Here is a 26,371-nt window from a genome sequence, read left to right as displayed (position 1 = left end):
CTCAGGCGGCGCGTACGGTGGCGAGGAAGCGCTGGACCTCGGCGCTGAGATGCTCGGACTGGCGCGACAGCTCGGAGGCGGCGCCCAGCACCTGGGCGGCGGCCGCGCCCGTCTCCTCGGCCGCGCCGGCCACGCCCGCGATGTTGGTCGTCACCGCCCCCGTGCCCTGCGCCGCCTGGGCCACGTTGCGCACGATCTCCTGGGTCGCCGCCCCCTGCTCCTCCACCGCCGCCGAGATCGAGGTGGCCACGCCGCTGATCTCGCGGATGCGCGCCGCGATCCCGCCGATCGCCTCCACCGCCTGGCCCGTCGAGCCCTGGATCTGGGCGATCTGCCCGCCGATCTCCTCGGTGGCCCGCGCCGTCTGGTTGGCCAGCTCCTTGACCTCGGCCGCCACCACCGCGAAGCCCCGCCCCGCCTCGCCGGCCCGCGCCGCCTCGATGGTGGCGTTCAGCGCCAGCAGGTTGGTCTGGCCCGCGATCGAGGTGATCATCGTCACCACGTCGCCGATGCGCGCCACCGCCGTGTTGAGGGTCTGCACGAAGGTGGCGGTCTGGGCGGCCTCGGCCACGGCGGTCTGGGCCATGGCGGCCGAGTTGCTGACCTGGCGGCCGATCTCCTGCACCGAGGAGCCGAGCTCCTCGGCCGCCGCCGCCACGGTGTTGACGTTGCAGGCCGCCTCGTCGGCGGCCGCGGCCACGCTGGTGGACTGGTTGGCCGTCTGGGTGGCGGTGCCGGCCATGCTCTGGGCGGTGGCCTGCAGCTCGGTGGCCGAGCTCGTCACCATGCTGATGATGCCGCCCACCGCCCCCTCGAAGCTCTCGGCCATCGCCCGCATCGCCGCCTTGCGCTGCGCCTCCGCCCCGGACCGCGCCAGAACCGTCTCCTCCTCGAGCTTGCGGGTCTGGAGCAGGTTGTCCCGGAACACGCTCACGGCGGCGGCCATGTCGCCGATCTCGTCGCGGCGGGTCCGGGACGGGATGTCCACGGCGGTGTCGCCGCCGGCCAGACGGCCCATGGTGCGGGTCATCCGCTCGATCGGACGCGCGACGCCGAACAGGCTGAACAGCATCGCGCCGATGGCGGCCACCACCGAGATCGCCATCGCGATCCAGGCCGTGAGCATGGCCGAGTCGGCGCTCGCCATGCTCGACGCGGTGCTGCGCTCGGCGCCTTCCCGGTTGAAGTCGACGGCCCGCTGCAGGGCCCGGATGGCGCCGTTGTTGAGGTCGGCCATCTCGGCGCTGGTGGTGAGCGCCAGGGCGTCGGCCTTCCGGCCCGCATTCATGAGGTCGACGACCCTCTGCTGGCCCTCGAGGTAGCGCGTCCACAGGGGCGTGAAGGCGTCGTAGATCGCCTTTTCCTCGGCGGAGGCGATCAGCGGTTCGTAGGTCCGGCGCAGGCCGTCGAGGGTCTTGAGGGAGGTGTTCAGGCCCGCCTCGTTCTCCGCGAGCGCCTGCGGCGTCTCCGAGGCGACGACGAAGCGGTACAGCTTCACTCGCACGTCGCGCGTCGCCGTGCTGATCGTGTTCACGACGTTGACGGAGGGAAGCCAGTTCGTCGCGACCTGCTTCACCTCGCGCTCGATCGTCCTGAGCTTCACGACGCTGACCACGCCCTGACCCGCCGCGGCGACGCCGAGCAGAGTTATCGAGCCGATCAGGATGGATTTCAGTGACACGCGCATCGTTGTGAGACCGTCCGGATTTGAATTCCGACCGGATGAAACAACTTCATGTTTAACACGGCGTTATCGGATGGGCACGAAACGTAACGATGACTGGTTGGTCGTGTCTTCAACAGTCGATGCCGCTGGAGCGGTTACGTGCCTCGTGGTTGGTTCAACGACGACCGGACCTCGCTATACGATCCTGCGGCTCGCGGTTACAGGGCCCGCGGGATGTCAGATGCCCGCGTACCAGGGGAAGCCGAGTTCGGCGACCATGCTTCCCCGGCCCTGGCCGAGGCCGTCGACCCGCTCCACGGCCTCGATGGCGCTGATGTACTTCAGGCTCTTGTAGCCGAGCTGGCGCTCCACCCGCAGGCGGACCGGCGCGCCGTGCGCCACCGGCAGGTCGCCGCCGTTCATGCCGTAGGCCAGGATCGTCTGCGGGTGGAGGGCGTCGAAGAGGTCGTAGCTGTCCCACCAGCCGTCGACGCTGCGCACCACGATGAAGCGCGCGGCCGGCTTCAGCCCGACCCGGGCGAGGAGATGGGCCAGGGGCACCCCGGTCCAGCCGCCGATGGCCGACCAGCCCTGCTCGCAGGAATGCAGGGTGATCTGGGTGCGGGCGGGCATCGCCTTCAGTTCGGAGAGCGCGAAGGCGCCGGGCCTCTCCACGAGGCCGCTGACCGGCAGCCGCCAGTCCGAGAATCCGATCGCCTTCGAGCGCCGGTAATCCGGGTTGTCGGGGTCCGTGGTGTTGATGGTCGGGAACACCGCCGAGATCGCTTCGGGTCCGAATTCGCGCACCAGGGGCTGGTGGCGCTGGAGCCAGCGCTGGACCGCGAAGGTCAGCCCGTTGCTCCAGTCGTAAGGAGAGGCCAGCCGCGACAGGGCCGGGGCGTCGCAGCCGCCGAAGAGGCCGGCGCCGATGAGGCTGCCCGAGCCGGTCAGGAGCCGACGGCGCGAGAGGTCATGCATCGGGGGTCTCCGTCAGGGGCTTCCGGGCGGTCTCCGGGGGAATGCGGAAGCGTCCGGTGATCATCGAGCGCATCAGGTTGCCCGCGCCCCCGACGAAGACCTGCGCCACGTGAACGACGAGGAAGAGCACCAGCAGGCAGGCGACGAGGAAGTGCAGGGTGCGCGCCGATTGCCGGCCGCCGAACAGGGCGAAGAGCTCCGGATAGGCTGCCGTGACGCCCGGGGACATGGTGAGCCCGGTGAGCACCATGAGGGGAAACAGCACGAACAGCACGACGAGATAGGCGAACTTCTGCAGGGCGTTGTAACGCAGGGCCTCGCGCCCGCGCGCCGGTTTCAGGCGGGCGTGGTCGGCGATCTCGCGGGCGAGGTGGCGCGGGGCCAGCTGGTCGCGGTCCGGCACGAGGTCGCGGGCGAAGTGGCCGCCCACGAAGGCGACGATCAGGTAGACGATCCCGTTGAGGACGAGCACCCAGGCGGCGAGGAAGTGCAGGTTGCGGCCCCAGCCCGTCTGCTCGAGGTTCACCGGCAGCGGCAGGTCGAGGGCCGCCGGCGCCCCGTTCGCTCCGGTCTCGCCCCAGAACAGCCGCGGCAGGGCGAGCAGGATCGCGATGCCGCTGACCACGAGGGCCAGGAACGCGACGGCGTTGAGCCAATGGGTCAGGCGCACCCAGGCGGCGTGCCGGTGAACCAGGGACGGGCCGGGCTCCTCCGCCCTCGGCGTCCGGCTCACGCGGGCGCCCGCAGCACGTCGAGGCGGTAGCGCTCGGTGCGGCTCCGGTGGCCCGGCTCCAGGTGGCCTCGGGTGAATCCGATCAGCGTCTCGACCGCAGCGTCGGCGCTCAGGGGGAAGTTCGTCTCCCCCAGCCAATGGACGAGGACGACCTCGCCGCCCGGGTTCAGGGCCGCCGCGAGGTGCTCGGCGATGCGGGCGAGGTCTTCGGGCGTGAAGAAGTACAGCACCTCCGAGAGCACCACGAGGTCGAACCGGCCGGGGGGCCACGCCTCCGGCACCGCCGCGCGCAGGAAGCTGACATGCGGGCACGGGGCGCAACGGGCCCGGGCGGCGTCGAGGGCGGCCTCCGCCACGTCGAGGGCGAGCAGGGCCGCGCAGCGGTCGGCCAGCCGGCGGCTCAGCACGCCGATGGAGCACCCGACCTCGAGGGCCTGCCCGTAGGTCTCCCGGCCCAGGGCGGCCAGGGTGGCGTCGTACTTGGCGTGTTCGTAGGGGCTGGTGGCGAAGTCCCACGGATCGGGGTTCGCGGCGTAGAGCTCGGTGAAGTAGTCCGACGGCAGCGTGTGCGAGGAGCGTGTCATGGGCGTCAGCGCCTACAGATCGGCCGGAACCTCGTCAGGCATAGGCACCCCGGCGGGATTGCGCCAGAGGAGGTCCGCCGGCCGGTCCGCCGCGAGAACGTGGGCCGCCGCGCTGGTCAGGGCCCGGTCGGGGCCGGGCTGGCGCAGGTAGGTGGCGAGATCGCGCGCCAGACGCTCCAGGGGATGCGGGCTGAGGAAGCCCGCGAGGCCTACCGAGCGCTGGGCGCGCTCCAGGACGTCGAGCCCGGCCCGCTCAACCGCGAGGCGGGTGAGATTGACGTAGGCGATCACCTGGCCGGGCTCCGCCTCCGGATCGGCGGCGAGCTGCGCGGCGCGCCCGACGAAGAGGCGGGCGCTCTCCACCGCGATCGCGGCCTCGCCGAGGCGGGCCGCCTGGTGCGGGTCGCCCCCACGCCCGGTGGTCCGGAGATGCGTCCGCAGGGCGTCGAACACCGCCTCGATGCCGCCCAGCTGCACGGCGGCGAAGCGCCAGGCGCCGCCGGAGAAGCGCGGCTCGGAAAAGTAGTCGTCGGGGCCGCCGATGACGCTGCCGGGGCCGGCGGGCAGGCCGGTGAAGTCGAGGACGCCCGAGGTCGAGGCCCGCATCCCCTGAGCCCGCCAGCCGGACAGGTCGGCGCGGGTGCCGGGCTCCAGGTCCACCACAAGCATCTGCTGGCGGCCGTCCGGCCGGCGCGCGGTGACCAGGGGCCGGGTCACGGCTCCGGCGCCGGAGGCGAAGGACTTAACCCCGGCCAGGATCCACGAGGCGCCCGCCGGAGCGAGGCCGCCGACTTGCTCGAGGCTGAGGCCGCCCGCCTGGGGCTGCGTGTTCCAGACGCCGAAGAGGTGCCCGGCGCGGGCATCCGCGGCGAGGCGCTCCACGACCGGCGGCTCGGCGTAGCGCAGCACCAACGCGAGGGCGTTGACGTGGCCTTCGTAGAGCCGGCCGAGGGCGAGGCTGCCGCGCCCGACCTGCGCGAGGAGATCGGCCAGGACCGGCGCCCGATGGGGCGCATCGAGGCCGGCCCCGCCGAGCGCCACCGGCAGGGGCGCCGTGAGCAGGCCCGCCGCATGGGCGTGGGCGACGTCCTCGGCCGGAAACCCGCCGTCGCGGTCGAGGCTGTCGGCGCGTTCGGCCGCGCGGCGCGAGACCGCGCGTGCGGCGGTCGCGATCCGTGCGGGGCTGGTGTCGATGCAGTCCTGCGGAAGGGCGTTCATGATCGAGACATGGATCACGGATGCGCGACCGCCAGGGGCGGGTTGCATACCAACCCCGATCTTTTCCCGCGTCAAAGCGCGTCGTCGCCCGTCCGGGTCGACAACGCGAGGGCGGTCAACGCGGCTCGGAGACCGTCTCGTCGCGCAGGTTCGCGCGCCCGGCACGCAGGTCGGCGACCATGTCCCGCACCATCCAGCCCAGGCTCAGCACGGAGAAGGCGCCGATGGCCACCATCAGGACGGCCCCCACCAGCATCTTGGCGGTCTCGATATCCACGGTTCCGATTCCCGAATACAGTTTTGCTCCGCCGCATTCCGCGACGAAAACCATGACGACCACCTTAAGATGGGCGGCTTTCTTGGAATTGAGCAGATCCGCACGCGGAAACGCTGCCATGCGCCCGTCGGCCCACGGCCGGTGCGGCCGCACACGCCGATGCGCCGAGGTTCTGTGCAGGTGCAATCCTGTCGGCGCCAGGATCGGCTCCGGGTGGACGCCTAGCCGTGGGCTTCCCGTCCACCCATGGGCTTCCGGTGTCCCGGACTGCAAACCCGGCCTTTCAGGAGAGCCGAAACCCGGCTGCGCCCCGTCCGGCCGCTGCCTTCGACTCCGCCCTCAGCTCCAGGCGTGGAAAGGCGGATTCACCCCGTTCAGGGCGTGGTTGCCGATGATCGCGTACTTCCAGCGCACGGGGTCGTGGAGCGTGTGGGTGCGGGCGTTGCGCCAGTGCCGGTCGAGGTTGTGCTCGGCGAGCGTGGCGCGGGTGCCCGCGAGCTCGAACAGAGTGTTGCTGGCGTTGAGCGCCACCTCCGTGGTGAGCACCTTGGCTTCCGCCACCGCGAGCTGGGCGGCCGCCACGGTGTCTGCGCCGGGCGCCGCCACGGCGGCGTCGAGGGCGAGGCCGGCCCGGTCGAGCAGCGCTTCGGCCGCGTGCAGGCGGATCGTGAGATCGCCGACGATGCGGATGGTGTGCGGGTCGTCCGAGGCGCGCTCCAGGCCGCTGTCGACCCAGGGTCGGGACTTGGTCCGCACGAAGGCGATGGTGTCGGCGAGCGCCGCCCGGGCGATGCCCGCATCCACCGCCGCCTGGATGATCTGGAAGATCGCTCCGTCGGCGCTCGGGCGTTCGTAGCCCTTCCAGGCCGGCACCAGGTGGGTCCTGCGCACGCGCACGCCGTCGATCTGCACGGTGCCGCTCGCGGTGGTGCGCTGGCCGAAGCTCGACCAGTCGTCGATGACCGTCAGGCCGGGCGCGTTGCGCTCGGCGATCGCGTACCAGGCCCGGCCCTGCGCATCGAGGGCCACGATGGGCACGAGGTGGGCGAGCAGCGCGCCGGTGGCGTAGAACTTGGTGCCGTGCACCACGACGTGGTCGCCGTCCTCCACGAAGCGGGTCTTGAAGTCGGCGGCCCGCGGCGTGCCGATCTCCGAGAAGGCGTTGCCGAAGCGGGTGCCGGCGAGCACGAGGCCGAACAGCAGCGCCTTCTGGGCCTCGTCCGAGACCGTGTCGATCGACGCCACGATGCCGAGGTGGTTCTGGGCGATCTGCCCGATGGAGGGGTCGGCCGCCGAGACGATGGCGATGACCTGCGCGAGAACCCGGTAGGACAGCCCCGGCCCGCCATGGGCCAGCGGCACGTTGATCGACCACAGGCCGCTCTGCGAGAACGCGTCGAGCTCGGCCAGGGGACGGCGACCGGTGCGGTCGCGCTCGGCGGCGCCGGCCCCGAACGCCTCCGCCAGGGCATGGGCGACGCGCAGGGCCTCGGCCCCGTCGCGAATGACGTGGGCCGGCGCGGCCGGGCGCTCGGGACCGGGCGCGCCGGTGGGCCAGCGATGGGTGTCCCGCGGAGGCGGGCTGACGGCGATGTTCATGCGGTGTCTCCGGATCGGGTGACGAGATCGGGTCGCGGCGCGGCTCAGGCCGCCTGCGCGCGCTCGCGGCGGGCCGCCTCCAGGGCACGAACCCGCGGGATCACGTGTTCGCCGAAATACGCGACCTCCTCCTGGAAGTGCAGGAAGGCGAGCAGGGCGAGGTCGACGCCGGCATCCTTCAGCGCCACGATGCGCTCGGCGATCTGGTCCGGCGTGCCGATCAGGTTGGTCTTGAAGCCGTCGTTGTACTGGACGAGGTCCTCGAAGCTCGACTTCGCCCAGTTGCCCTCGCCCTCCGGCGAGGCCTTGCCGGCGTTCTTCGCCTCGTGCCCGAAGGCCTTCACGGCGTCCGGATCGGCGTGGTCGATGATCTCCTGGAGGACGGCGCGGGCTTCCGCCTCGGTCTCGCGCGCGATGACGAAGGCGTTGACGCCGACCTTCACCGCGTGGCCGTTGACGCGCGCCTTGGCCTGGATGTCGTCGACCTGCGCCCGGATGCCCTCGGGCGTGTTGCCGTTGGTGAAGTACCAGTCCGAGACCCGGGCCGCCATGTCGCGGGCCGCGCGGGACGAGCCGCCCTGGAAGATCTCCGGCTGCGGGTCGGCCGGCTTCGGCTTCAGGGTGTAGTCGCTGTAGCGATAGAAATCGCCCCGGAAGGTGAAGTTGTCCTGGGTCCAGATCCCCCGCAGGGCGCGGATGAACTCCTCGGAGCGGCGGTAGCGCTCGTCGTGGTCGAGCCACGGCTCGCCGATGGCGCGGAACTCGCCCGAGAACCAGCCCGAGACCACGTTGACGGCGATGCGCCCCTCCGTCAGCTGGCTGATCGTGGCGATCTGCTTGGCCGCGAGCGTCGGGTTCCAGGGACCGGGCAGCAGCGCGGCGATGACCTTCAGCTTCGAGGTGGCGGCCAGTAGCGCGTGGCTGAAGGCGACGGATTCGTGCTGGTACTCGGCGCCGTAGCCGGCGGTGAAGCGGATCTGCGTCAGGGCGTAGTCGAACCCGGCTGCTTCCGCGATCTGCGCCAGGCGCCGGTTGTAGGGCGCGTCCCAGCCGGTGCGCTGGGGAATCTTGCTGATGACGAGTCCGCCCGAGACGTTGGGCACCCAGTAGGCGAAGCGGATCGGCTCGCCCGCGTCGCGGAATTCAGGTTGAAAGCCCATGATCACACCCATGCGTTCCGGCACGACGCACAGGCCGTGCGCCCCGGTGTTCGAATTCGATCAATTGAATACAAAAATCGGAGCGCTCACATTCCTGTGAAGACTGACTTAGTGCGCGTTGGTGCCCCGGTCTGTCATTGCTGTCCTAGAATTGCGCGATGCTGTGCTGGCGTCAAAGGAAGCAAACGGCTTTTTTCGGCCGGAAAGGGAATGCGCGTTCTCCCGATCGCGGGGTGAGGCCGAAGGTTTGCCTCACGCCTGCGGAAGGGGGCGCAGGGCGCCGATTCGACCTGTCGGCGGGACCACGCTGGACCGTCTTCCCCGGCGCGGTGCCCTTATTGCGGGCGCCCGAATGCCGTAAAATCCAGTCGACGCGGCCAAAGTGCTAGGTTCGCTGCCTTTTCGGGCATGTCGATGCTGATAAGGTGAGCATCCAGGTGAAATTGCTGATCTCTTCAGCTTGTCTCCAGAATCGCTGTTGCCTCGTGAAACCGGTCGTTTAAGGACGCGTTAACTGGTCGCTTCTACGGTCGCACCACCGTCCATTTGAAAGCCGAAGCGCTCGATATCGGTTCACCCAGGAAGTTCGTCCATGATGGCCGCGTCCCGCCAACCGCTCGTGGTTCTCCTCGCCGGAGACGAATTGACCCGCTCCATCACCACGAGCTGCCTCGAGATGTCGGGCTACGACGTGCTCGGCGCGCGGACGGCCGGCGAAGTCGAGAGCCTGCTTCTGGCGCAGACGGGCCAGCGCCGCGTCGACGTGCTGGTGACCGATGCCGACGTGCGCGACACCGTGGACGGCCTCTCGCTCGCCGGGGTCGCCCGCTGCCTCGATCCCGCGGTGGGCGTGGTCTACACCGCGCGCTCCCTGCGCCGGCTCGACGGCGAAGCCCTCGAACCGGGAGCCCTGCGCCTGCGCACGCCCTATCATGGGCACCAGCTCGTGGCCCTCGTCGCCGAGCTGCTCACCTCGGCCGCCGACCGGACCGGTTACGACCGCGCGGCGGCCTGAGCGGATCCGGATCGCTCCGGCGGAGCGGTCCACGCCGCCCATCCGATGCGGTGGCGCCGATGGGGGGATGCATGGCCTCGGCCCGGCGGTGTATCAGGCAAGGTCCTGGGGTCCCGGCCGGCGCCCGCCCCCGGCCCGAGCAGCCGGTGACGCGGGTCCTGCCCCGGGCATCCGTGCCTTCCGGAACGCGAGAGCCGATGATCAGCGCCTTCGACCTCTTCAAGATCGGGATCGGCCCATCGAGTTCGCACACCGTCGGCCCGATGGTGGCGGCGCTGCGGTTCCGCACCCGGACCGAGGGGCTGCCCGGCCTCGACCGCATCCAGGCCGAGATCTTCGGCTCCCTCGCCTGGACGGGGCGCGGGCACGGCACCGACACGGCGATCTTCCTCGGGCTCCTCGGGCACGACCCGCGCTCCATCGACCCGGATGCCGTCGCCGGTCTCGTCGCGGCGCTCGGGGCGGGCAAGCGGCTCGGCCCCGGGGGGGCGGCCTTCGACCCGGCCGCGGACCTCGCCTTCAACTTCACCGACCTGTTGCCGCTGCACACAAACGCCCTGCGCTTCCGCGCCCTCGACGGTGCCGGCGCGATCCTCGACGCCGAGACCTACTATTCCGTCGGCGGCGGCTTCGTGGTGACCGAGGCCGAGGCCGCGCCGGGCACCGAGACGGACTGCCCCCTGCCCTACGCCTCCGCGGCCGGACTCCTCGCCCTGTGCCTAAGCGAGGACCGCACGATCGCGCAGGTGCAGTTCGCCAACGAGTGCGGTTCGCGCGACCCCGAGGCGGTGGAGGCTGGCCTCGACGCCATCCGTGACGCGATGTTCGCCTGCATCGATCGGGGCCTGCGCCAGGACGGCGAGCTGCCGGGCGGCCTCAAGGTCCGGCGCCGTGCCAAGCGCCTGCACGACGACCTCACCGCCGGCCGCCTGCGCAACGCCCGCGCTGCCCACGAGATCGTCGACTGGATCAGTCTCTATGCCCTGGCGGTGAACGAGGAGAACGCCGCCGGCGGGCGCGTGGTGACGGCCCCCACCAACGGCGCGGCCGGGATCGTGCCGGCCGTCCTGCGCTACGCCCGCGATTTCTGCCCCGACTGGTCGGATGCCCGCGCGCGGGAATTCCTGCTCACCGCCGCGGCGGTGGGGGGCCTGATCAAGACCCGCGCGTCGATCTCCGGCGCCGAGGTCGGCTGTCAGGGGGAGGTCGGCTCGGCCGCCGCGATGGCGGCGGCGGGGCTGGCGGCCTTCCTCGGCGGCAGCCCGGCCCAGGTGGAGAACGCCGCCGAGATCGCGATGGAGCACCATCTCGGCATGACCTGCGATCCCATCGGCGGCCTGGTCCAGATCCCCTGCATCGAGCGCAACGCCTTCGGGGCCAACAAGGCGGTGGTGGCCGCCTCCCTGGCCCTGCGCGGCGACGGCATCCACCGGGTCAGCCTCGACGAGGTCATCGAGACCATGCGCCAGACCGGCCACGACATGCAGGCCAAGTACAAGGAGACCTCCCTGGGCGGTCTCGCGGTGAACGTCGCGGCCTGCTGACGGATCGCGAATAAGGAACTGATGAGTTCCTTATTCGCCTGTCTAACCCTACGCTTTGGTTTCCGTCACCCGGGCGGGTGCCGCTTGCGCTCCGCGAAGCTTCGCTTTCGCGCGTGGGCATCGGACCCGCTGGCCGAACCGGCGCCGCTTCGATCCAGGAATATGGAACGCAGCGGTTCCGATAGGGTTGTCTCCGCGAGGGGGCTACCGGACGGCGGATGCGGCCAGCGCGAGCGGCGCGCCTCCGATCCGTCCTGACGAGACGCGGGACAAACATCATGACGTTCGCGACGCCGACCACCGGGATCGCCGGCTCCGGCCCGAGACACGCCCAGGCGCCTGTCCGCGACGCCGCCCCGACCTGAGAGCCCTGGCGCGGACCGCCTCCGGGCGTCCTCCGCCTCCCGATTTCGTCCCAGACCCTGCCCGACCTTCCGTCGGCGTCGCCCAGCGCCGGGCGGGCGCGTCCCCGCCCCGTTCCGACCCGAATTCCCCACCGGAGACCCGCCATGCGGATACTGACACTCGCCCTGCTTCTCGGGGCCTTCCCCGTCGTCACGCCCCTCGCCGCCCAGGACCTCACGGGTCCAGGACAGACGCCGCGCCCGGCCCTGCTCATCCATGGGCATTACTGCGGCCCCGGCAACGACGGCATGGACGTCGCGCCGATCGACGCGCTGGATGCGGCGTGCCGCAGTCACGATGCCTGCACGCCCGATGGCGGCCTGCCCTCCTGCGGCTGCAACCGCGCCCTCAAGCGCGATGCGGGCCGGCTGGCGGCGAGCCCGCGCCAGCCGCAGGACCTTCGCGCGCTCGCCGGCCTCGTCGCCGGCGCGACCGACATGATGCCCTGCAGCGACGACGTCGCGGGGCTGCGACCCTGAGGTCGGCCGCCGCACCCGGGGCCGCACTCGGGTTCGCCGGAGGCCGGGATCGACCCATGCCTCCGGCCGGGGCCTGACGGATCGCGGTCGGGTTTACCGGCCGTCGATGCGCTCGCCGAGCAGCGCGATGGCGCGCTGGTAGACCGAGGCGGCGTTCCAGCCCTGGATCGCCGCGAAGTTCGGCTCGCCCGGCTGGTAGCCGGCACCGGCGCGCCAGCCATGACCCTTGAGGAAGTTCGCCGTCGAGTTCAGGGCGTTGGCCGTGCTGTCGAGGCTGCCGCCGACGCCGTAGTTCAGGACGTTCCTGGGCAGGAACTGGGTGTGTCCGACCTCGCCATGGGCCGCGCCCCGGGTGCTCGGGGTCAGGACGCCGCGATCCACCAGGGTGAGGGCGGCGTAGAGCTGGTCGGTGAAGTAGGCCGAGCGGCGGCAATCGTAGGCCAGGGTCGCGACCGCCGAGAGCGTGTTCACGTTGCCCTTCACCGCGCCGAAGCCCGTCTCCATGCCCCAGATCGCCAGGAGCGGGCCGGGCGGCACGCCGTAGCGCTGCTCGATCGAGTCGAACAGGGCGGCGTTCTGGGCCTTGAGGGCGCGGCCGCGCGACACGATGGTGTTGCCGCCGCGCTTGGCCAGGAACTGGTCGAGGGAGAGCTTGAAGCTCTTCTGGCCGCGATCGGCCGAGATGGTCGCCGTCGAGTAGGAGGTGCCCATCAGTGCGGAGAGGCTCGCGGCGCTGGCCCGGCCGCGCGCCTCCTCGGCGAAGTCCCGCTTCCAGGCCTCGAAGCCGGCCGCGCTGTTGCCGCACTGCGCCGCGTTCGCCGCGCCCGTCGCACAGACGAGCGCCGCGAAGGCCGCCGCGATCCACGGCGTCCGATACCCACGTCCGATCATGTCAAAACTCCCTGGCCGTGCGACGCCGTTCGGGGGGCGCACGGATCGATGACTTCCCCTTGCGCGGAGCAAGGCGACAAACGGGACCGTGAGTCGAGCCTCATTGCGGCAATTTTGGCTGCGATCCGTCCCATGGCCCTCACTTCCCCGCGTTTGGTTACGCAGAGATGTCCGGATGCATCGCCAGACCTGAGATCCGGCCCGTGCAGTTCAGCGCGAGACGAACACTGAAACGTTCCGGGCCGCACCACTCATGTCCCGCTTCAAGACAGTCCGTAGCGACCCGAACCAGCGGCCGCCGCTGGGGCTGGTCCCCCTTCTCTGCGCGACGGCCCTGCTCCTGTGGTGGCCGATCTTCGTGCTCAGCCCGACGGCGGTCTGGTTCTGGTGAGGCGGTGACGCCTTCAGGCGCTGTCGCTGCGGACGCGCAGGTATGCGCCGAGCAGGTAGCCCGCCTGAACCGCGGTGAGGTGTGCGAACAGTACGAGCAGGCTCACGGCGGAGACATCCCACCGGGCGATCCAGACAATGCCCGAGAGCGCGACCACGAGGGCGGACAGGCCGATGGCGACCGTGGCCCGGCAGGTGAGACCGACCGTGATCCCGCTCAGGAACAGGATCAGCGCGACGAGCATCGGCACCGTCTCGCGCGGTCGAGTAGATCGCGGCACCGCATGGTCGTCCTCCCTGGCCCGACAGCTGACGCGCCGCCCTTGCAACGGTCGGCTGAGACGGCCGAAAGGCCAAGGTTCCGCCGGCGAGGTTCCCCGTGGCCGAGGTTCCCCATGGCCGAGGGTTATCCTGGACAAGTCCCGCTTCCGCCTCCGGGCTCCCGCCGCTAGGGTCCCGTCGGGGCGGCGCAGGAAGGAAACCGGCATGGGATGGCAGCGACGCTTCCGGGCTCCCATGCGGCGCGCCGCCGCGATCGCATTCGCAGTCCTGGCGGTCCCCGGTCTGGCCGCCCTGATCCCGGGCGCGGTCGAGATCGTCTCGGCCGAGCCGTCCGCCGGGGGTGCCGCAGCCGGGTCCGATGCGCAACCCCTCGCCTTCGCGCATTGCACCGGGGCGATCGCCGCCGAGGCCGAGGCGCGCGGCGTCCCGACCCGGGTGACGGACCACCTGCGCGCCCTGTCCCCCGATGCCGAGGTGGCGGCGGCACCCCAGGGTCAGGCGGAGTTCGTGAAGCCGATCTGGTCCTACCTCGATGCCAACCTCACCGAGACGCGGATCGCCGAAGGCCGGCGCAAGCTGGCGGAGTGGTCCGCGACCTTCGACGCCATCGAGGCCCGATACGGCGTCGACCGCTTCATCCTGGCGGCGTTCTGGGGTGTCGAATCCACCTATGGCAGCGTGCTCGAGGATCCCGCGATCGTCCGTCCGGTCCTGCGCTCCCTGGCGACGCTGGCCTGCAGCGAGACGCCGCGGGCGCCGTACTGGCGCGCCGAGCTGATCGCCGCCCTGGAGATTCAGGCCCAGGACAAGGGTCCACCCGGACCGCTCACCGGGTCCTGGGCCGGGGCCATGGGCCACACCCAGTTCATGCCGACGGTCTACCAGGCTCATGCGGTGGATTTCGACGGCGACGGCCGGCGCGACATCTGGACCTCCGTGCCGGACGCCCTCGCCTCCACGGCCAACTACCTCACGGCGATGGGCTGGCGTTCCGGCGCGCGCTGGGGCAGCGAGGCGCGCCTTCCCGACGGGTTCGACCTCGCGCTCGCCGACGAGACCACGGAGCGGAGCATCGCCGCCTGGAAGGCGCTCGGGGTGGTCCCGATCCAGCCTCTGGCGGAGGACGGCACGGCGACGCTGATCCTGCCGGCCGGAGCGCGCGGACCGGCCTTCCTCCTCCAGTCGAATTTCCGGATCATCCTGCGCTACAACACCGCCCTCGCCTATGCGCTCTCCGTGGCGCACCTGTCGGACCGCCTGCGTGGCGCGGCGGGCTTCACCCGGGACTGGCCGCGCGGCGACGCGATGCCGACCGCCGGCGACGTCCGGGCGCTCCAGCTGCGCCTGGCCGAGCGCGGGTTCCCGGCGGGCTCTGCCGACGGCAAGATCGGCCCCAGGACGCGGGCGGCGGTCCGCGCCTACCAGGCGGCCAACGGCCTGCCCCCGGACGGCTACGCCGACGCCCCGCTGCGGGAGCGGATCCTGGCCGCTCCCGAGCCGCGGCCCTGATCCGCACGGATTTAGCGGTGGTCGCGCCCGAGGCGCCGCGATAGAGCAGCCCAGATGATCCGGGGCGGGCGATCCGCGTTCGGGTGATCCTCGGGCGATGGCGAGAAGGGCGTGAGGGGGGAATGAGTCGATCCGCGCCCACCTCCGCTCCCTCCGGGGGACCGACCCCGCTCCGGACCATCGTGACCTACTGGGAAGGGCCGGTGACCTGGCTCGAACGGCTCAGTGCCGCCTCGATCGTCGCGGCCGGGCACCCCCTGCACATCTATTCGCACGACGTGGCGGCCCTGCGCGCGCAGGGGCTGCCGGGGACGGTGATCGATGCCCGCGAGGGGATCGGACCGAACCTCATGGCGGACCTCTATCGCAGCCGCGGCGTCCTCGCCTTCTACGCCGATTACCTGCGCCTCAGCCTGATCCGCGACGGCAGGGGCATCTGGTCGGACCTCGACTGCATCTTCCTGCGCCCCCTCGAGACGCCGGGCGGGGCGGGGGAATACCTGTTCGGTTGGCTCAACGCGAGCCGGCTCAACAACGCGATCCTGTCGGCGCCTCCGGATTCCGAGCTCGTGTCCCGCTACTGGGACGCGATCTCGAAGGTGCCGATCCGCGCGCCCTGGGCCACCGGCCACATCCGGGTGAAGCGGCGCCTGGAACTGCTGGTCGGCAAGCGCGTCCCGTTCCACCCGGAGCGCCTGGCGATCGGCCCCCGCGCCCTCACCTATTTCGTGCGCGAGCTCCGCCTGGAGGACCATGCCCGGGCGCGGGAGGTGTTCTATCCCCTCGGCGACGACGAGGCGCATCGCCTCGCCGAGGCGGACGACCGGGCGGCGCGGGCGCTCGTCGTGCCCGAGACGGTGTCGGTGCATGCCTGGCGCGGCAAGCTCTGGTCGATCGGGCTCGACGCCCCGCCCCCGGCCACCTCCTGGCTCGGCCAGCAGGCCCGGAGCCTCGGCCTCTGACCGGCCGGACATGCGATCCCTGGAGATGTCGATGCGTCGGGTCCTGTTCATCTGCGCGACGCCGGTGGCCTTCGGCCTCGACACGCCCCCCGAGATCGGCCTCGGCGGCATCGAGAGCACCAACATCGCCCTCGCCCGCGCCCTGGCCCGGCGCGGCTGGACCGTGACCCTGGCCACGCGCCGGAGCGGGACGGTGGAGCGCGACGGCGTCCGCAACATCCCGCTCGCGGAGGCGGCGGCCTGCGAGGCCGACGCGGTCGTCACCAGCAACGACCCGCGCCCGCTCCGCGCCCATCCGGGCCGGCGCGGCATCGTCTGGGTCCACAATCCGCTGAACGTCGAGAAGGCCGTGCGGAAGGGCTATCTCCTCCCCTTCCTGACCCTGCGGCCGGAGGCCGTGTTCGTCGGCACCCTCGCGGCGCGGATCATGTCGCCGCTCTACCCGTTCCGGCGCCGCCACGTCGTCCCGCACGGCGTCTCGCCGGTCTTCCGCACGTCCGAGCCGACGCGGGGCCGCAGCCGGGACTTCGTCTACGCGTCCCAGCCCCAGCGCGGCCTCGACCGGATGCTGCGGCTCTGGCGCAGCGCGGCGCCCCTGATCGCCTCGGGGGCGAAGCTCCACGTCTTCGGCTCGGAACAGCCGGACTCGCCCGACGATCGCGGCCCGGTGGTGTTCCACCCTCGGCGGGGCGCCGCCGCCCTGGCGGCGTTCTACGGCAACGCCCGCGCCATGGTCTGCCCCGGCTCCCCCGACGAGACCTTCTGCCTCGCGGCGGCGGAGGCCCAGGCCATGGGGCTGCCGGTGGTGACCGCCGGCATCGGCGCCCTCGCCGAACGGGTGCAGCACGGCGTGAACGGCTGGGTCGCCGGGACGGACGCGGCCTTCGCCGAGGCCGTCGTCGGCCTCGCCACCCAGGACGACCTCTGGTCGGAACTCAGCGCCGGCGCGCTCCTGCAGCGCCGGGCCCTGACCTGGGAGCGGGCGGCGATCCTGTGGGAATCCGTCCTGAGGGGTCCCTCCCACGCGAGCGCCTGACGCGCCGGGCCGGGTGACAGATCGGGGCCGGCGACAAGCCTCCGCCCCGCCGCGACTGGACGCCCTCCCGCCGGCCGCGAATACTGTGTGCACGTCACGGTCGGCAAGACCGGACGGCATCGGGAGGAAAGCATGAGGCTTCGGCTTGGTCTGGCCGCGATCGCGGTCGCGTGGGCGGGCGTGGCGTCCGCGGACCCGTTGGCGTTCCAGGTCGAACCGGCCTGGCCTAAACCCTTGCCGAACCAGTGGATCATGGGCCAGGCCTCGGGGGTCGCCGTCGACGCGCAGGACAACATCTGGGTGGTGCAGCGCCCGCGCACCCTCACCGACGACGAGAAGGCGGCCAGCCTCAACCCGCCGCGCACCAAGTGCTGCTTCCCCGCGCCCCCGGTGCTGGTGTTCGATCAGGCCGGCACCCTGATCCGCAGCTGGGGCGGCCCCGGCGAGGGCTACGACTGGCCCCAGAACGAGCACGGCATCCACATCGACCACAAGGGCTTCGTTTGGCTCGCCGGCAACGGGGAGACCGACGGGCAGATCCTGAAGTTCACCCCCGACGGCAAGTTCGTGCTGCAGATCGGCAAGCAGGGACCTCAGACCAACAGCCTCGATACCAGCCGGCTCGGCAAGCCCGCCGCCATGCAGGTCGATCCCGAGACCAACGAACTCTACGTCGCCGACGGCTACTTCAACCACCGTGTCATCGTGTTCGATGCCGAGACGGGGGTCTTCAAGCGGATGTGGGGCGCCTACGGCAAGCCGCCGACCGACGAGACCCTGCCGGCCTACGATCCGGCGGCGGCTCCGGCCCAGCAGTTCCGCAACCCCGTCCACTGCGTGCAGATCGCCCGCGACGGCCTGGTCTACATCTGCGACCGCACCAACGACCGGGTCCAGGTGTTTCGCCGCGACGGCACCTTCGTGAAGGAGTTCTTCGTCGAGAAGAACACCCGGGCCAACGGCTCCGTCTGGGAGTTGGCGCTCTGGCCCGACGCCGACCAGAGCTACCTGCTCAACGCGGACGGGGCCAACAACGAGGTCCGCACCCTGAGCCGCGAGACCGGCGAGGTCCTCGGCGCCTTCGGCCGCAACGGCCGCATGGCCGGGGACTTCCATTGGGTCCACAACCTCGCGGTGGACAGCCGCGGCAACGTCTTCACCACCGAGGTCGACACCGGCAAGCGCGCTCAGAAGTTCCTGTTCCGGGGCGACATGATCCTGCGCAAGCGCGCCGCCCTGCCCTGATCCTTCAGCCCCCCGCCCAATCGGACCCGCCCGCCACCGCCGTCCAGAGGCGTTCGGCCGGCGGGCTCTGCCGGGCGCGGGCGCGGCAGAGCCGGATCTCGATGGCGATGTCCCGCTCGGGGCCCGCGGCCCGCACCAGGGTGCCGCGGGCGAGGTCGTCGGCCACCAGGCTCATCGGCGCCCAGGCGAGACCCCGTCCGTCGCGGGCCATGGCCACCAGCACCGAGGCGAGGTGCGAGGTGAAGCTCGGGCTGAGCCGCGTGCCGCTTTCCTCCACCGCCCGCGTGGCCGCCAGGATGCGCCCGATCCCGGACTCGCCGCTGAAGCTGAGGAGCGGAACCGGGGTGCGCGAGGCCTCCGACAGGGAAAACAGCGGCGTCGCCTCGCCGGGGACCGGCGCGCTCACGGGCAGGAGGCGGTCGGTGCCGACGGGCAGGCTCCGGAACGGCTCCGACATCAGGACGCTCGCCGCGACGGGATGGTGGTGGCAGAGCAGGAACTGCGCCTCGCCGCGCAGCATCACCTGCTCGCAGGCGGCCATGTGGGCCGCCGTGAGATGCACGGTGGCGTTGAAGGATTCGCGCGCCTCCAAGGCCCGCAGCCAGGGCGGGAAGAAGGTCAGGGACAGGGCCTGGGTCGCGGCGAAGCGCAGGGTCTCGGCGGCCGCGCGCCCGGCCGCGCGGGCGGCGTCCCGGCCCTGGTAGAGCCGGCGCAGGGTCTCCTCCGCCACCGGGCGGAAGCGCAGGCCCGCCGGGGTCAGGGTCACGGGCTGGCTGTCGCGGTCGAAGAGCGGGCCGCCGACCCAATCCTCCAGGGCACGGACCCGGCGGCTGAAGGCCGGCTGGGTGATGCCGCGCTGCTCGGCGGCCCGGGAGAAGTGGCCGCCATCGACCAGGGCCAGGAAATCCTCCAGCCAGGCGGAATCCATCGCGTGTGCGCTCTCGGGGGTTCGGGTCTCGGGGGCTCGGGTCTCGGGCCTTGCCGGAGGGCGCCAGAATGCGAGGGGTCCGGCGGAGAATCAACCGGCCGCGCGGCACGGCATCACGTGATGCCGCATCGGCATTGGCCTCCCGGTCCGGGATCGGGTTCAGTTCCGAGACACCGTTTCCGCACAGCCGAGAACCGATCGATGCAGGCCCGCACCCTCTACGACAAGCTCGTGGACGCCCATACCGTGCGCCGCCTCGACGGCGCCGAAGGCCCCGGCGCCAGCGTCCTCCTCTACATCGACCGCACCGTGCTCAACGAGTACACCAGCCCCCAGGCCTTCAGCGGCCTGCGCGCCGCCGGGCGCCGGGTCTGGCGGCCGGAGGCCGCCCTGGCGGTGGTCGACCACGTCAATCCCACGGCGGCCCGGCGCGTCGCCGCCATGCCCGATCCCGGCGGGGCGCGCCAGGTCGCGTATTTCGACGAGAATTGCCGGGATTTCGGGATCGAACTCCTCGACGTGCTGCACCCGCTCCAGGGCATCGAGCACGTGGTCGCTCCCGAGCAGGGCTTCGTTCAGCCCGGCATGATCGTGGCGGCCGGCGACAGCCACACCACCACCTACGGGGCCCTGGGCGCCCTCGGCTTCGGCATCGGCACCTCCGACATCGAGCACTACCTCGCCACCCAGACCCTGGTGTACCGCCGGATGAAGACCCTGCGGGTCACGGTCTCGGGCCTCCTGGCGCCGGGCGTCACCGCCAAGGACGTGGTCATGGCCCTGATCCGGCGGATCGGCGCCGACGGGGCGACGGGCTACGCCGTCGAGTTCGCCGGCCCCGCGATCGACGCCCTGTCCGTCGAGGGGCGCATGACGATCTGCAACATGGCGGTCGAGTGCGGCGCCCGCGGCGTCGTCATGGCTCCCGACCGGACGGTGCTCGACTACCTGGCGGACAAGCCCCGCGCTCCGAAGGGCGCCCTCTGGGAGGCCGCCTGCGCCCATTGGCTGACCCTGCGCAGCGACGACGGCGCGGTGTTCGACCGCGAGGTCGCCCTCGACGCCGCGTCGATCGACCCGATGGTGACCTGGGGCACCAGCCCCGACCAGGCGGGTCCGGTCAACGGCCGCGTGCCCGATCCGGCGGCCGAGCCCGATCCGGCCCGGCGTCGGGACATGGTCCGGGCGCTGGCCTACATGGATCTGGTGCCGGGCACGCCCCTCGAGGCCATCCCGATCCAGCGCGCCTTCATCGGCTCCTGCACCAACGCCCGGCTCTCCGACCTGCGCGAGGCCGCCGCCCTCGTGCGCGGCCGGCGGGTCGCGCAGGGGGTCCAGGCCATGGTGGTGCCCGGCTCCTCCAGCGTGCGCCGGGCGGCGGAGGCGGAGGGCCTCGATCGGATCTTCCTCGACGCCGGCTTCGAGTGGCGCCAATCCGGCTGCTCGATGTGCCTCGCCATGAACGACGACGTGCTGGCGCCGGGCGAGCGCTGTGCCTCCAGCACCAACCGCAACTTCGAAGGCCGCCAGGGTGCGGGCGGGCGCACCCACCTGATGAGCCCCGCCATGGTGGCGGCCGCGGCCATCGCCGGCCATCTCACCGACAGCCGCCGCTTCGCGCCGGAAAACCGCCTCGCGCCGGAGACCTGACCATGCAGCCCTTCACGGTCCTCTCGGGTCCGGCCGCCGGCCTGCCCGGCGCCAACATCGACACCGACGTCATCATGCCCAAGCAGTTCCTGAAAGGCATCGACCGGGAGGGCCTGGGCGCGGCGACCTTCCACGACCTGCGCTACGTCGGCCCGGGGCAGCCGCGCCCGGACTTCGTCCTGAACCGGCCCGAGTGGCAGGGCGCGTGCATCCTCGTGGTCGGCCCGAATTTCGGCTGCGGCTCCTCGCGCGAGCACGCGGTCTGGGGATTGCTCCAGGGCGGCATCCGCGCGGTCATCGGCACCAGCTTCGCCGGCATCTTCGCCGACAACGCCGCCAATAACGGCCTGCTGCTGATCGAGCTGGCGCCCGGTCCCCTCGCCGAGCTCGCGGCCCGGGCGGCGGACCCCGCGGGCAACCGCATGACGATCGACCTGCCGGCCCAGACCATCACCACCACGGACGGCGCGGTGCAGCGCTTCGACATTCCGGCTCGGCGCAAGGATCACCTCGTCCGCGGCCTCGACGCGATCGGGGCCACCCTCGACCACGCGGACGCGATCCGGGCGTTCCAGGCCCGGCACCTCGCGGCCCGGCCCTGGCTCGCCTGAGCCGGGTTCCTCATCGCGACGCAAGCGTCTGGGATGCCCCCTTGCCCTCTCTCCAAGAAGGCAGGGCGAACGCAGAAGGCGGTCCGCTGTTCGTCATGGCTGCGTCACCGCCGCGTCATCCTGGAGCCGCGCAGCGGAGCCCAGGATCCAGACACGCAGGTCGTGCAAGGTCTGACGCTGTCGGCGGATCTGGATTCCGGGCTCGCCTGCGGCGACCCGGAATGACGGGGGGGGGAGCGATCTGCGATCGCCCTGCCTGGAAGGAGAGGAGACCCCCGCCCGACCCACGGATCGCCGATCCGACGTGCGTGCCGCTGTGCCCGAACCGGCGGCGGCCGGCTCAGTACACCCGCGTGACCCAGCCGTGGGGATCGGGGGCGTTGCCGCGCTGGATGTCCACGAGGGCCGAGCGCAGGCGCTTCGTCACCGGGCCGGCGACGTTGTCCGAGACCGAGAACGCGCCATCCGCGCTGCGCACCGTGCCCACGGGGGTGATCACCGCGGCGGTGCCGCAGGCGAAGACCTCGCGCAGGCGTCCGCTGGCGGCGTCCGCCTTCCACTCGTCGATGGAATAGGGCCGCTCCGCGACGGCGATGCCGTCGGCCCGGGCCAGGGTCAGGATCGAGTCCCGGGTGATGCCCGACAGGATGGTGTCGCTCAGCGGTGGGGTGACCATCGAGCCGTCGTCGAAGACGAAGAAGATGTTCATGCCGCCGAGCTCCTCGACCCAGCGGCGCTCGATCGCGTCGAGGAACACCACCTGGGCGCAGCCATGCTCGACGGCCGCCGCCTGGGCGCGCAGGCTGGCGGCGTAGTTGCCGCCGCACTTGGCGGCCCCGGTGCCGCCGGGCGCCGCGCGGGTCTGGTCCTGCGAGACCCAGACGGTCACGGTCTCGGAGCCGCCCTTGAAGTAGGCGCCCACCGCCGAGGCGATGACGAGGTAGAGGTATTCCGAGGACGGCTTGACCCCGAGGAACACCTCGCTGGCGATCATGAAGGGGCGGAGATACAGGCTGCCGCCCTCGCTCGAGGGGATCCAGTCGCGATCCGCGCTGACGAGCCGCTTGACCGATTCGACGAAGACGGCGTCGGGCAGGGGCGGCATCGCCAGGCGCTCGGCCGAACGGCGGAAGCGCAGGGCGTTCGCCTCCGGCCGGAACAGGGCGGCGCCGCCATCGGCGGTGCGGTAGGCCTTCAGCCCCTCGAAGATCTCCTGGGCGTAGTGCAGAACCGCCGCCGCCGGATCGAGGGAGATCGGCGCGCGCGCCTCGACGCGGGCATCGTGCCAGCCGCGCCCCTCGACGTAGCGGATGGTCACCATGTGGTCGGTGAACACCCGCCCGAAACCGGGATCGACGAGGAGTTCGGCCCGACGCTCCGGCGAGACGGGCGAGGCATGCGGCTGCGTGGTGAAGGAGAGGTCGTCGGGGGCGCTCATCGTCAGTCCTTACTTACGTCTCGTCGGATCAATCAAGGGCCGGTGCGGCGCCAGCCACGGCGCGGGCCGCCGGATGCGGCCGGACGGCGAGACGTGTGCTGGTGCCCTGATACGACGATGTCCGCTTGCGATCAAACGGCTTGCATCCTAATAATACGCAAACGAAAAGAGCACCGGCCCGCCCACGGGCCGGTGCTCGCAGGAGCCTCGCGCGTGTCGTCCCGAAAACCGCCCGCGGACCTGCCGCCTGCCGAATTGCCGTCTGTCCGGAGCCTGGATCAGCTCCGCCTCGCCTACACCCATACGCTGCTGCTGACGGGTCGGCACTGGCGCCGCGCCGCCAACGCCGTGATGGAGGCGCACGGCCTCTCGGACGCCACGGCGGTTCCGCTGATCATGATCGCCCGCCTCGACGGCGCCCCGCGCCAGAACGCCCTCGCCGAGGCCGTCGGCATCGAGGGTCCGTCGCTGGTGCGCCTCCTCGATCAGCTCTGCGAGGCCGGCCTCGCCCTCCGCCGCGAGGATCCGACCGACCGCCGGGCGAAGGTGCTCAGCCTGACGCCCGCCGGCACGGCCGTGGTCGCCCGCATGGAGGCCGACCTCGCCCGGCTCCGCGCCGAGGTCTTCGCGGAGGTCAGCACAGCCGATCTCGAGGCGAGCCTGCGCGTCTTCGCGGCCCTGCAGGCCTCCGCGCCCCGCTAGCGGCGCGGGCGTTCGTTCCGCGCCCGGGCTGCTGCCGAACGCCGCGTCCCCGATGACTTGAAGAGACGACGCCGCGCGCTCTTTCGAGCCTATGCCCGTCAAACCATCCGACCGCCCGGTCTTATATTGCCTACATTACCTCGGTGGCAGTGCCGGGACTTTCGAGACGGTGTCGCAACACCTCGCGGACGCGGTGACCTGCGTCGCCCTCGACCTGCCCGGCTTCGGCGCGGACGGCGCCGGTCCCGGACGGGACGTCGCCGCGATGGCCGAGGGTGTGGCCGCCCGGATCCGTGCCGATGCGCCGGGCCGGTGGCTGCTGGCCGGCAACAGCATGGGCGCCAAGGTCGCCCTGGCGGTCGCCCGGCAGGCGGAGGACGGCGCGTCCGGCCTCGAAGGTCTCGCCGGCCTCGTGCTCATGGCGGGCTCGCCGCCCTCCCCCGAGCCCATGGCCGAGGACAGGCGCGCCGCCATGATCGCCTGGATCGACGCCGATTCCGAGACCCGGCAGCGGGAGGCCGAGGCCTTCGTCGCCGCGAACGTCGCCGCGCCCCTCGACCCGGATCGGATGGCGCGGACCGTGGCGGATGTGCTGCGCGCCAGCCCCGCGGCCTGGACGCTCTGGCTCACGTCGGGCAGCCGTGAGGATTGGTGCGCCCGCATCGGCGTGCTGCGCAGCCCGGCGGTCATCCTGGCGGGGGTCGAGGATGCCGATCTCGGCCCGGCGGCCCAGGCCGCGCTGACGGCACCGCATCTCGCCCATCACCGCCTCGTCTCCCTTGTCGGGACCGGGCACCTCATTCCGCTGGAGCGCCCCGAAGCGGTGGCCGAGGCGGTGCGAAGCCTCGTGGCCGGAGAAGCGGCAGGAGCGAGCGCGACGGGGGCCGAGGCGCCCTTGCTCCCGGACGCCTATGCCGACCTGATCCGGTCGGACCGCGTGAACGCCCGCCTGCGCGCGGCTCTGCTGCAGCGCGCCGAGCCGGACGACCCGGCCTACCAGCCCCGAGCCCTCGACCCCGTCGGTCTCGCCATCCTGAGGGCCGCCTGCGCCCGGGTGCTGCCGCAGGACGGTGCAGCGACCATCGATTTCGCGGCCCGCATCGACGCGCGGCTGGCGAGCGGGGCCGGGGATGGCTGGCGTTTCGCCCGGCTTCCGCCCGACCCGGAGGCCTACCGGTGCGCTCTCAGGACCCTGGACGCCGCCGCCCGTGCCGCGCACGACGCGCCCTTCGTCGTCCTCGAGGCCGAGGCGCAGGATGCGATGCTCGGAAGCCTGGAGACCGGTGCGGTCTCGGGCGACCTCGACGCGGAGCAGATGGGCTTCTGGTTCGAGGACCTGCGCGCGGACGTGGCCCGCACCTATCTCGCTCATCCCGTCGCCTTGGCCCGCATGAGCTTCGGCGGCATCGGCGCCGGCGGCGACACCGACCCCCTGCCGGGCTTCCGCGCGGTCGGCATCGGCCAACGCGAGAGCTGGGAACCGAACGCCCCCCTGGAGACCGCCCGATGAACCTCGACGCGATGCGTCGCCACGCAACCTCCGAGACCGTCGACGCGGTGGTGATCGGCACCGGCGCCGGTGGCGCACCCCTGCTGGCGCGCCTCTCCCAGGCCGGCCTCTCCTGCGTCGCCCTGGAGGCGGGACCGAACTTCGACCCCAAGGGATTCGCCTTCGACGAGACCCTGGCCGACGAGATCTACTGGACCGAGGAGCGGCTCAGCGGCGGCTCGACGCCCGAGGCCTTCGGCGGCAACAACAGCGGCACCGGCGTCGGCGGCTCGACCCTGCATTGGGGCGCCTTCACGCCCCGGGCCGACGCCCGGGACCTGCGCCTCCATACCGAGACCGGCGAGGGCGTCGACTGGCCCCTGGACCATGCCGAGCTGCTGCCGTTCTACGAGCGCGTCGAGGCCTTCATCGGTGTCTCCGGCCCGGCCGCCTATCCTTGGGACGAGACCCGCGCCTATCCTTTAAGTCCCGTCGCCCGCAACGCTCCGGCCCAGGCCATGGCGAGCGCCTGCGCAGCCCTCGGCGTGCGCTTCGCCGACGCGCCGGCGGCGGTGGTCTCGCGCGCCTTCGCCCAGGAGCACGGTCCGACGCGGCCCGGCTGCATCAATTGCGGCTACTGCCACCAGGGCTGCCGCACCGGCGCCAAGACCAGCATGGACGTCACCTACCTGCCCCTCGCCCTCCATCACGGGGCCGAGATCCGGGCCGAGGCCCGGGTCCACGGTGTGGAACGCGCGAAGGACGGACGGGTGACGGCGGTCATCTACCGCCAGGGCGGCATCGATCGTCGCCAGCCCTGCCGCAACGTCTTCCTCTGCGCCGGCTCGGTGGAATCCGCGCGCCTGCTCCTGCATCTCGACCTCGCCAACGGCAGCGGCCAGGTCGGCCGAAACTACATGGGGCACGTCGCGACCCAGGTCTGGGGCACCTTCGAGCCCGAGATGCGGATGAACAAGGGCTATCCCTCCTCGCTCATCACCGAGGACATGATCCGCCCGGCGGACGCGGACTTCGCCGGCGGCTACCTCGTCCAGAGCCTCGGGGTGGTGCCGCTGACCTTCGCCAATTCCCTGACACGGGGCCGCAAGCTCTGGGGCCGGGCCCTGGCCGACCAACTCGCCCGCTACAACCACATGGCGGGCATCGGCATCAACGGCGAGACCCTGCCCTGCGACGCCAACGTGCTGACCCTGTCCGACGAGGTCGATGCGCTGGGCATGCGCAAGGCCGCGATCAGCTTCGGCTACAGCCAGAACGAGAAGCGGCTCAACGCTCACGCGACCCGCTTCCTGAACCGTGTCTGGGCGGCGGCGGGGGCGACGGATCTCTGGACACTGGAGCGCGTCGCCCACACCATCGGCACCTGCCGCATGGGCCGCGACGGCGACACGGCGGTGGTCGATCCCTTCGGCCGCACCTTCGAGGTCCCGAACCTCTGGGTCTGCGACGGCTCGACCTTCCCGAGCTCGCTCGCCGCCAACCCGGCCCTGACGATCATGGCGCTGAGCCTCCGCAGCGCCGAGGCGTTCCTGAAGGCGGGACGCTGATCGGCTGAGCAT

Annotated in this window: 25 protein-coding genes; 13 read left to right on the top strand and 12 right to left on the bottom strand. The window is 71.9% G+C overall.

The window, feature by feature from the left end; translation table 11 throughout:
- Nucleotide 1: 1 nt before the first annotated feature.
- The 8 genes from ACLBWX_RS19860 to sfnG all read right to left on the bottom strand — a co-directional run bounded on the left by ACLBWX_RS19860 (nt 2) and on the right by sfnG (nt 8,215).
- On the bottom strand, nt 2–1,687 hold the full coding sequence (locus tag ACLBWX_RS19860) for a methyl-accepting chemotaxis protein (RefSeq protein WP_447678717.1): 1,686 nt from the start codon (nt 1,685–1,687) through the stop codon (nt 2–4).
- Between the two features lie 216 nt (nt 1,688–1,903).
- Complete coding sequence (locus ACLBWX_RS19855; protein WP_447678716.1) at nt 1,904–2,644, bottom strand: molybdopterin-dependent oxidoreductase; 741 nt, start codon at nt 2,642–2,644, stop codon at nt 1,904–1,906.
- On the bottom strand, nt 2,637–3,377 hold the full coding sequence (locus ACLBWX_RS19850) for a cytochrome b/b6 domain-containing protein (RefSeq protein ID WP_447678715.1): 741 nt from the start codon (nt 3,375–3,377) through the stop codon (nt 2,637–2,639). Before ACLBWX_RS19850 ends, ACLBWX_RS19855 begins: the two co-directional genes overlap by 8 nt.
- Nucleotides 3,374–3,961, bottom strand: coding sequence for a class I SAM-dependent methyltransferase (locus tag ACLBWX_RS19845; protein WP_447678714.1), 588 nt, complete (start codon nt 3,959–3,961; stop codon nt 3,374–3,376). Before ACLBWX_RS19845 ends, ACLBWX_RS19850 begins: the two co-directional genes overlap by 4 nt.
- Before the next feature lie 12 nt (nt 3,962–3,973).
- Entirely contained in the window at nt 3,974–5,179 is a 1,206-nt protein-coding gene (locus tag ACLBWX_RS19840; protein WP_447678713.1) for an acyl-CoA dehydrogenase family protein, read from the bottom strand.
- Between the two features lie 115 nt (nt 5,180–5,294).
- Complete coding sequence (locus tag ACLBWX_RS19835; RefSeq protein ID WP_447678712.1) at nt 5,295–5,576, bottom strand: hypothetical protein; 282 nt, start codon at nt 5,574–5,576, stop codon at nt 5,295–5,297.
- Nucleotides 5,577–5,795: 219 nt separating this feature from the next.
- On the bottom strand, nt 5,796–7,055 hold the full coding sequence (locus tag ACLBWX_RS19830; protein ID WP_447678711.1) for an SfnB family sulfur acquisition oxidoreductase: 1,260 nt from the start codon (nt 7,053–7,055) through the stop codon (nt 5,796–5,798).
- Between the two features lie 44 nt (nt 7,056–7,099).
- Nucleotides 7,100–8,215, bottom strand: coding sequence for a dimethylsulfone monooxygenase SfnG (sfnG, locus tag ACLBWX_RS19825; protein WP_447678710.1), 1,116 nt, complete (start codon nt 8,213–8,215; stop codon nt 7,100–7,102).
- A 592-nt stretch (nt 8,216–8,807) separates the two neighbouring features.
- On the opposite strand from sfnG, the gene ACLBWX_RS19820 reads away from it, so the two are divergent.
- The 3 genes from ACLBWX_RS19820 (at nt 8,808) to ACLBWX_RS19810 (ending at nt 11,658) form a co-directional block, all read left to right on the top strand.
- Nucleotides 8,808–9,230 carry a response regulator gene (locus ACLBWX_RS19820; RefSeq protein WP_447678709.1) on the top strand — a complete coding sequence of 141 codons (423 nt, stop codon included), beginning with the start codon at nt 8,808–8,810 and terminating at the stop codon, nt 9,228–9,230.
- A 197-nt stretch (nt 9,231–9,427) separates the two neighbouring features.
- Nucleotides 9,428–10,774, top strand: a complete 1,347-nt coding sequence (locus ACLBWX_RS19815; RefSeq protein ID WP_447678708.1) for an L-serine ammonia-lyase — start codon at nt 9,428–9,430, stop codon at nt 10,772–10,774.
- A 509-nt stretch (nt 10,775–11,283) separates the two neighbouring features.
- Nucleotides 11,284–11,658 (top strand): hypothetical protein, encoded by a 375-nt coding sequence (locus tag ACLBWX_RS19810; protein WP_447678707.1) that lies wholly within the window; start codon nt 11,284–11,286, stop codon nt 11,656–11,658.
- A 93-nt stretch (nt 11,659–11,751) separates the two neighbouring features.
- On the opposite strand, the gene ACLBWX_RS19805 is transcribed toward ACLBWX_RS19810, so the two are convergent.
- Nucleotides 11,752–12,549 (bottom strand): lytic murein transglycosylase, encoded by a 798-nt coding sequence (locus ACLBWX_RS19805; RefSeq protein ID WP_447678706.1) that lies wholly within the window; start codon nt 12,547–12,549, stop codon nt 11,752–11,754.
- A 253-nt stretch (nt 12,550–12,802) separates the two neighbouring features.
- On the opposite strand from ACLBWX_RS19805, the gene ACLBWX_RS19800 reads away from it, so the two are divergent.
- Entirely contained in the window at nt 12,803–12,940 is a 138-nt protein-coding gene (locus ACLBWX_RS19800; RefSeq protein WP_447678705.1) for a hypothetical protein, read from the top strand.
- Nucleotides 12,941–12,953: 13 nt separating this feature from the next.
- Here the strand turns inward: ACLBWX_RS19800 and ACLBWX_RS19795 are convergent, their stop codons facing one another.
- Nucleotides 12,954–13,220 carry a hypothetical protein gene (locus ACLBWX_RS19795; RefSeq protein ID WP_447678704.1) on the bottom strand — a complete coding sequence of 89 codons (267 nt, stop codon included), beginning with the start codon at nt 13,218–13,220 and terminating at the stop codon, nt 12,954–12,956.
- 205 nt (nt 13,221–13,425) lie between these two features.
- On the opposite strand from ACLBWX_RS19795, the gene ACLBWX_RS19790 reads away from it, so the two are divergent.
- The 4 genes from ACLBWX_RS19790 (at nt 13,426) to ACLBWX_RS19775 (ending at nt 17,973) form a co-directional block, all read left to right on the top strand.
- On the top strand, nt 13,426–14,730 hold the full coding sequence (locus ACLBWX_RS19790; protein ID WP_447678703.1) for a lytic murein transglycosylase: 1,305 nt from the start codon (nt 13,426–13,428) through the stop codon (nt 14,728–14,730).
- Nucleotides 14,731–14,852: 122 nt separating this feature from the next.
- The gene (locus tag ACLBWX_RS19785) at nt 14,853–15,692 is read left to right on the top strand and encodes a hypothetical protein (RefSeq protein WP_447678702.1); all 840 of its coding nucleotides are present in this window, start codon (nt 14,853–14,855) and stop codon (nt 15,690–15,692) included.
- Nucleotides 15,693–15,723: 31 nt separating this feature from the next.
- A complete protein-coding gene (locus tag ACLBWX_RS19780; protein ID WP_447678701.1) occupies nt 15,724–16,728 on the top strand; it encodes a glycosyltransferase family 4 protein in 1,005 nt (334 codons plus the stop codon).
- 132 nt (nt 16,729–16,860) lie between these two features.
- A complete protein-coding gene (locus ACLBWX_RS19775; protein ID WP_447678700.1) occupies nt 16,861–17,973 on the top strand; it encodes a hypothetical protein in 1,113 nt (370 codons plus the stop codon).
- Between the two features lie 4 nt (nt 17,974–17,977).
- On the opposite strand, the gene ACLBWX_RS19770 is transcribed toward ACLBWX_RS19775, so the two are convergent.
- Nucleotides 17,978–18,901 carry a LysR family transcriptional regulator gene (locus ACLBWX_RS19770; protein ID WP_447678699.1) on the bottom strand — a complete coding sequence of 308 codons (924 nt, stop codon included), beginning with the start codon at nt 18,899–18,901 and terminating at the stop codon, nt 17,978–17,980.
- Nucleotides 18,902–19,102: 201 nt separating this feature from the next.
- Between ACLBWX_RS19770 and leuC the strand changes: the two genes are divergently transcribed.
- Together leuC and leuD are read left to right on the top strand one after the other, a co-directional pair.
- Nucleotides 19,103–20,551: a 3-isopropylmalate dehydratase large subunit gene (gene leuC / locus ACLBWX_RS19765; protein ID WP_447678698.1), complete on the top strand. Its 1,449-nt coding sequence runs from the start codon at nt 19,103–19,105 to the stop codon at nt 20,549–20,551.
- Between the two features lie 2 nt (nt 20,552–20,553).
- Nucleotides 20,554–21,162, top strand: a complete 609-nt coding sequence (gene leuD / locus ACLBWX_RS19760) for a 3-isopropylmalate dehydratase small subunit (RefSeq protein WP_447678697.1) — start codon at nt 20,554–20,556, stop codon at nt 21,160–21,162.
- Between the two features lie 340 nt (nt 21,163–21,502).
- On the opposite strand, the gene ACLBWX_RS19755 is transcribed toward leuD, so the two are convergent.
- Nucleotides 21,503–22,600, bottom strand: a complete 1,098-nt coding sequence (locus tag ACLBWX_RS19755) for a branched-chain amino acid aminotransferase (protein ID WP_447678696.1) — start codon at nt 22,598–22,600, stop codon at nt 21,503–21,505.
- 213 nt (nt 22,601–22,813) lie between these two features.
- On the opposite strand from ACLBWX_RS19755, the gene ACLBWX_RS19750 reads away from it, so the two are divergent.
- From ACLBWX_RS19750 to ACLBWX_RS19740, 3 genes are all read left to right on the top strand, one after another.
- Nucleotides 22,814–23,302 (top strand): MarR family winged helix-turn-helix transcriptional regulator, encoded by a 489-nt coding sequence (locus ACLBWX_RS19750; protein ID WP_447678695.1) that lies wholly within the window; start codon nt 22,814–22,816, stop codon nt 23,300–23,302.
- Between the two features lie 91 nt (nt 23,303–23,393).
- Nucleotides 23,394–24,812 carry an alpha/beta fold hydrolase gene (locus ACLBWX_RS19745; RefSeq protein ID WP_447678694.1) on the top strand — a complete coding sequence of 473 codons (1,419 nt, stop codon included), beginning with the start codon at nt 23,394–23,396 and terminating at the stop codon, nt 24,810–24,812.
- A complete protein-coding gene (locus tag ACLBWX_RS19740; RefSeq protein ID WP_447678693.1) occupies nt 24,809–26,359 on the top strand; it encodes a GMC family oxidoreductase in 1,551 nt (516 codons plus the stop codon). Before ACLBWX_RS19745 ends, ACLBWX_RS19740 begins: the two co-directional genes overlap by 4 nt.
- Nucleotides 26,360–26,371: the final 12 nt, after the last annotated feature.

The sequence above is a fragment of the Methylobacterium sp. M6A4_1b genome (assembly GCF_053345175.1).
The sequence above is the reverse complement of the archived record's forward strand: the minus strand, read 5'-3'. Positions and strand labels throughout refer to the sequence as shown.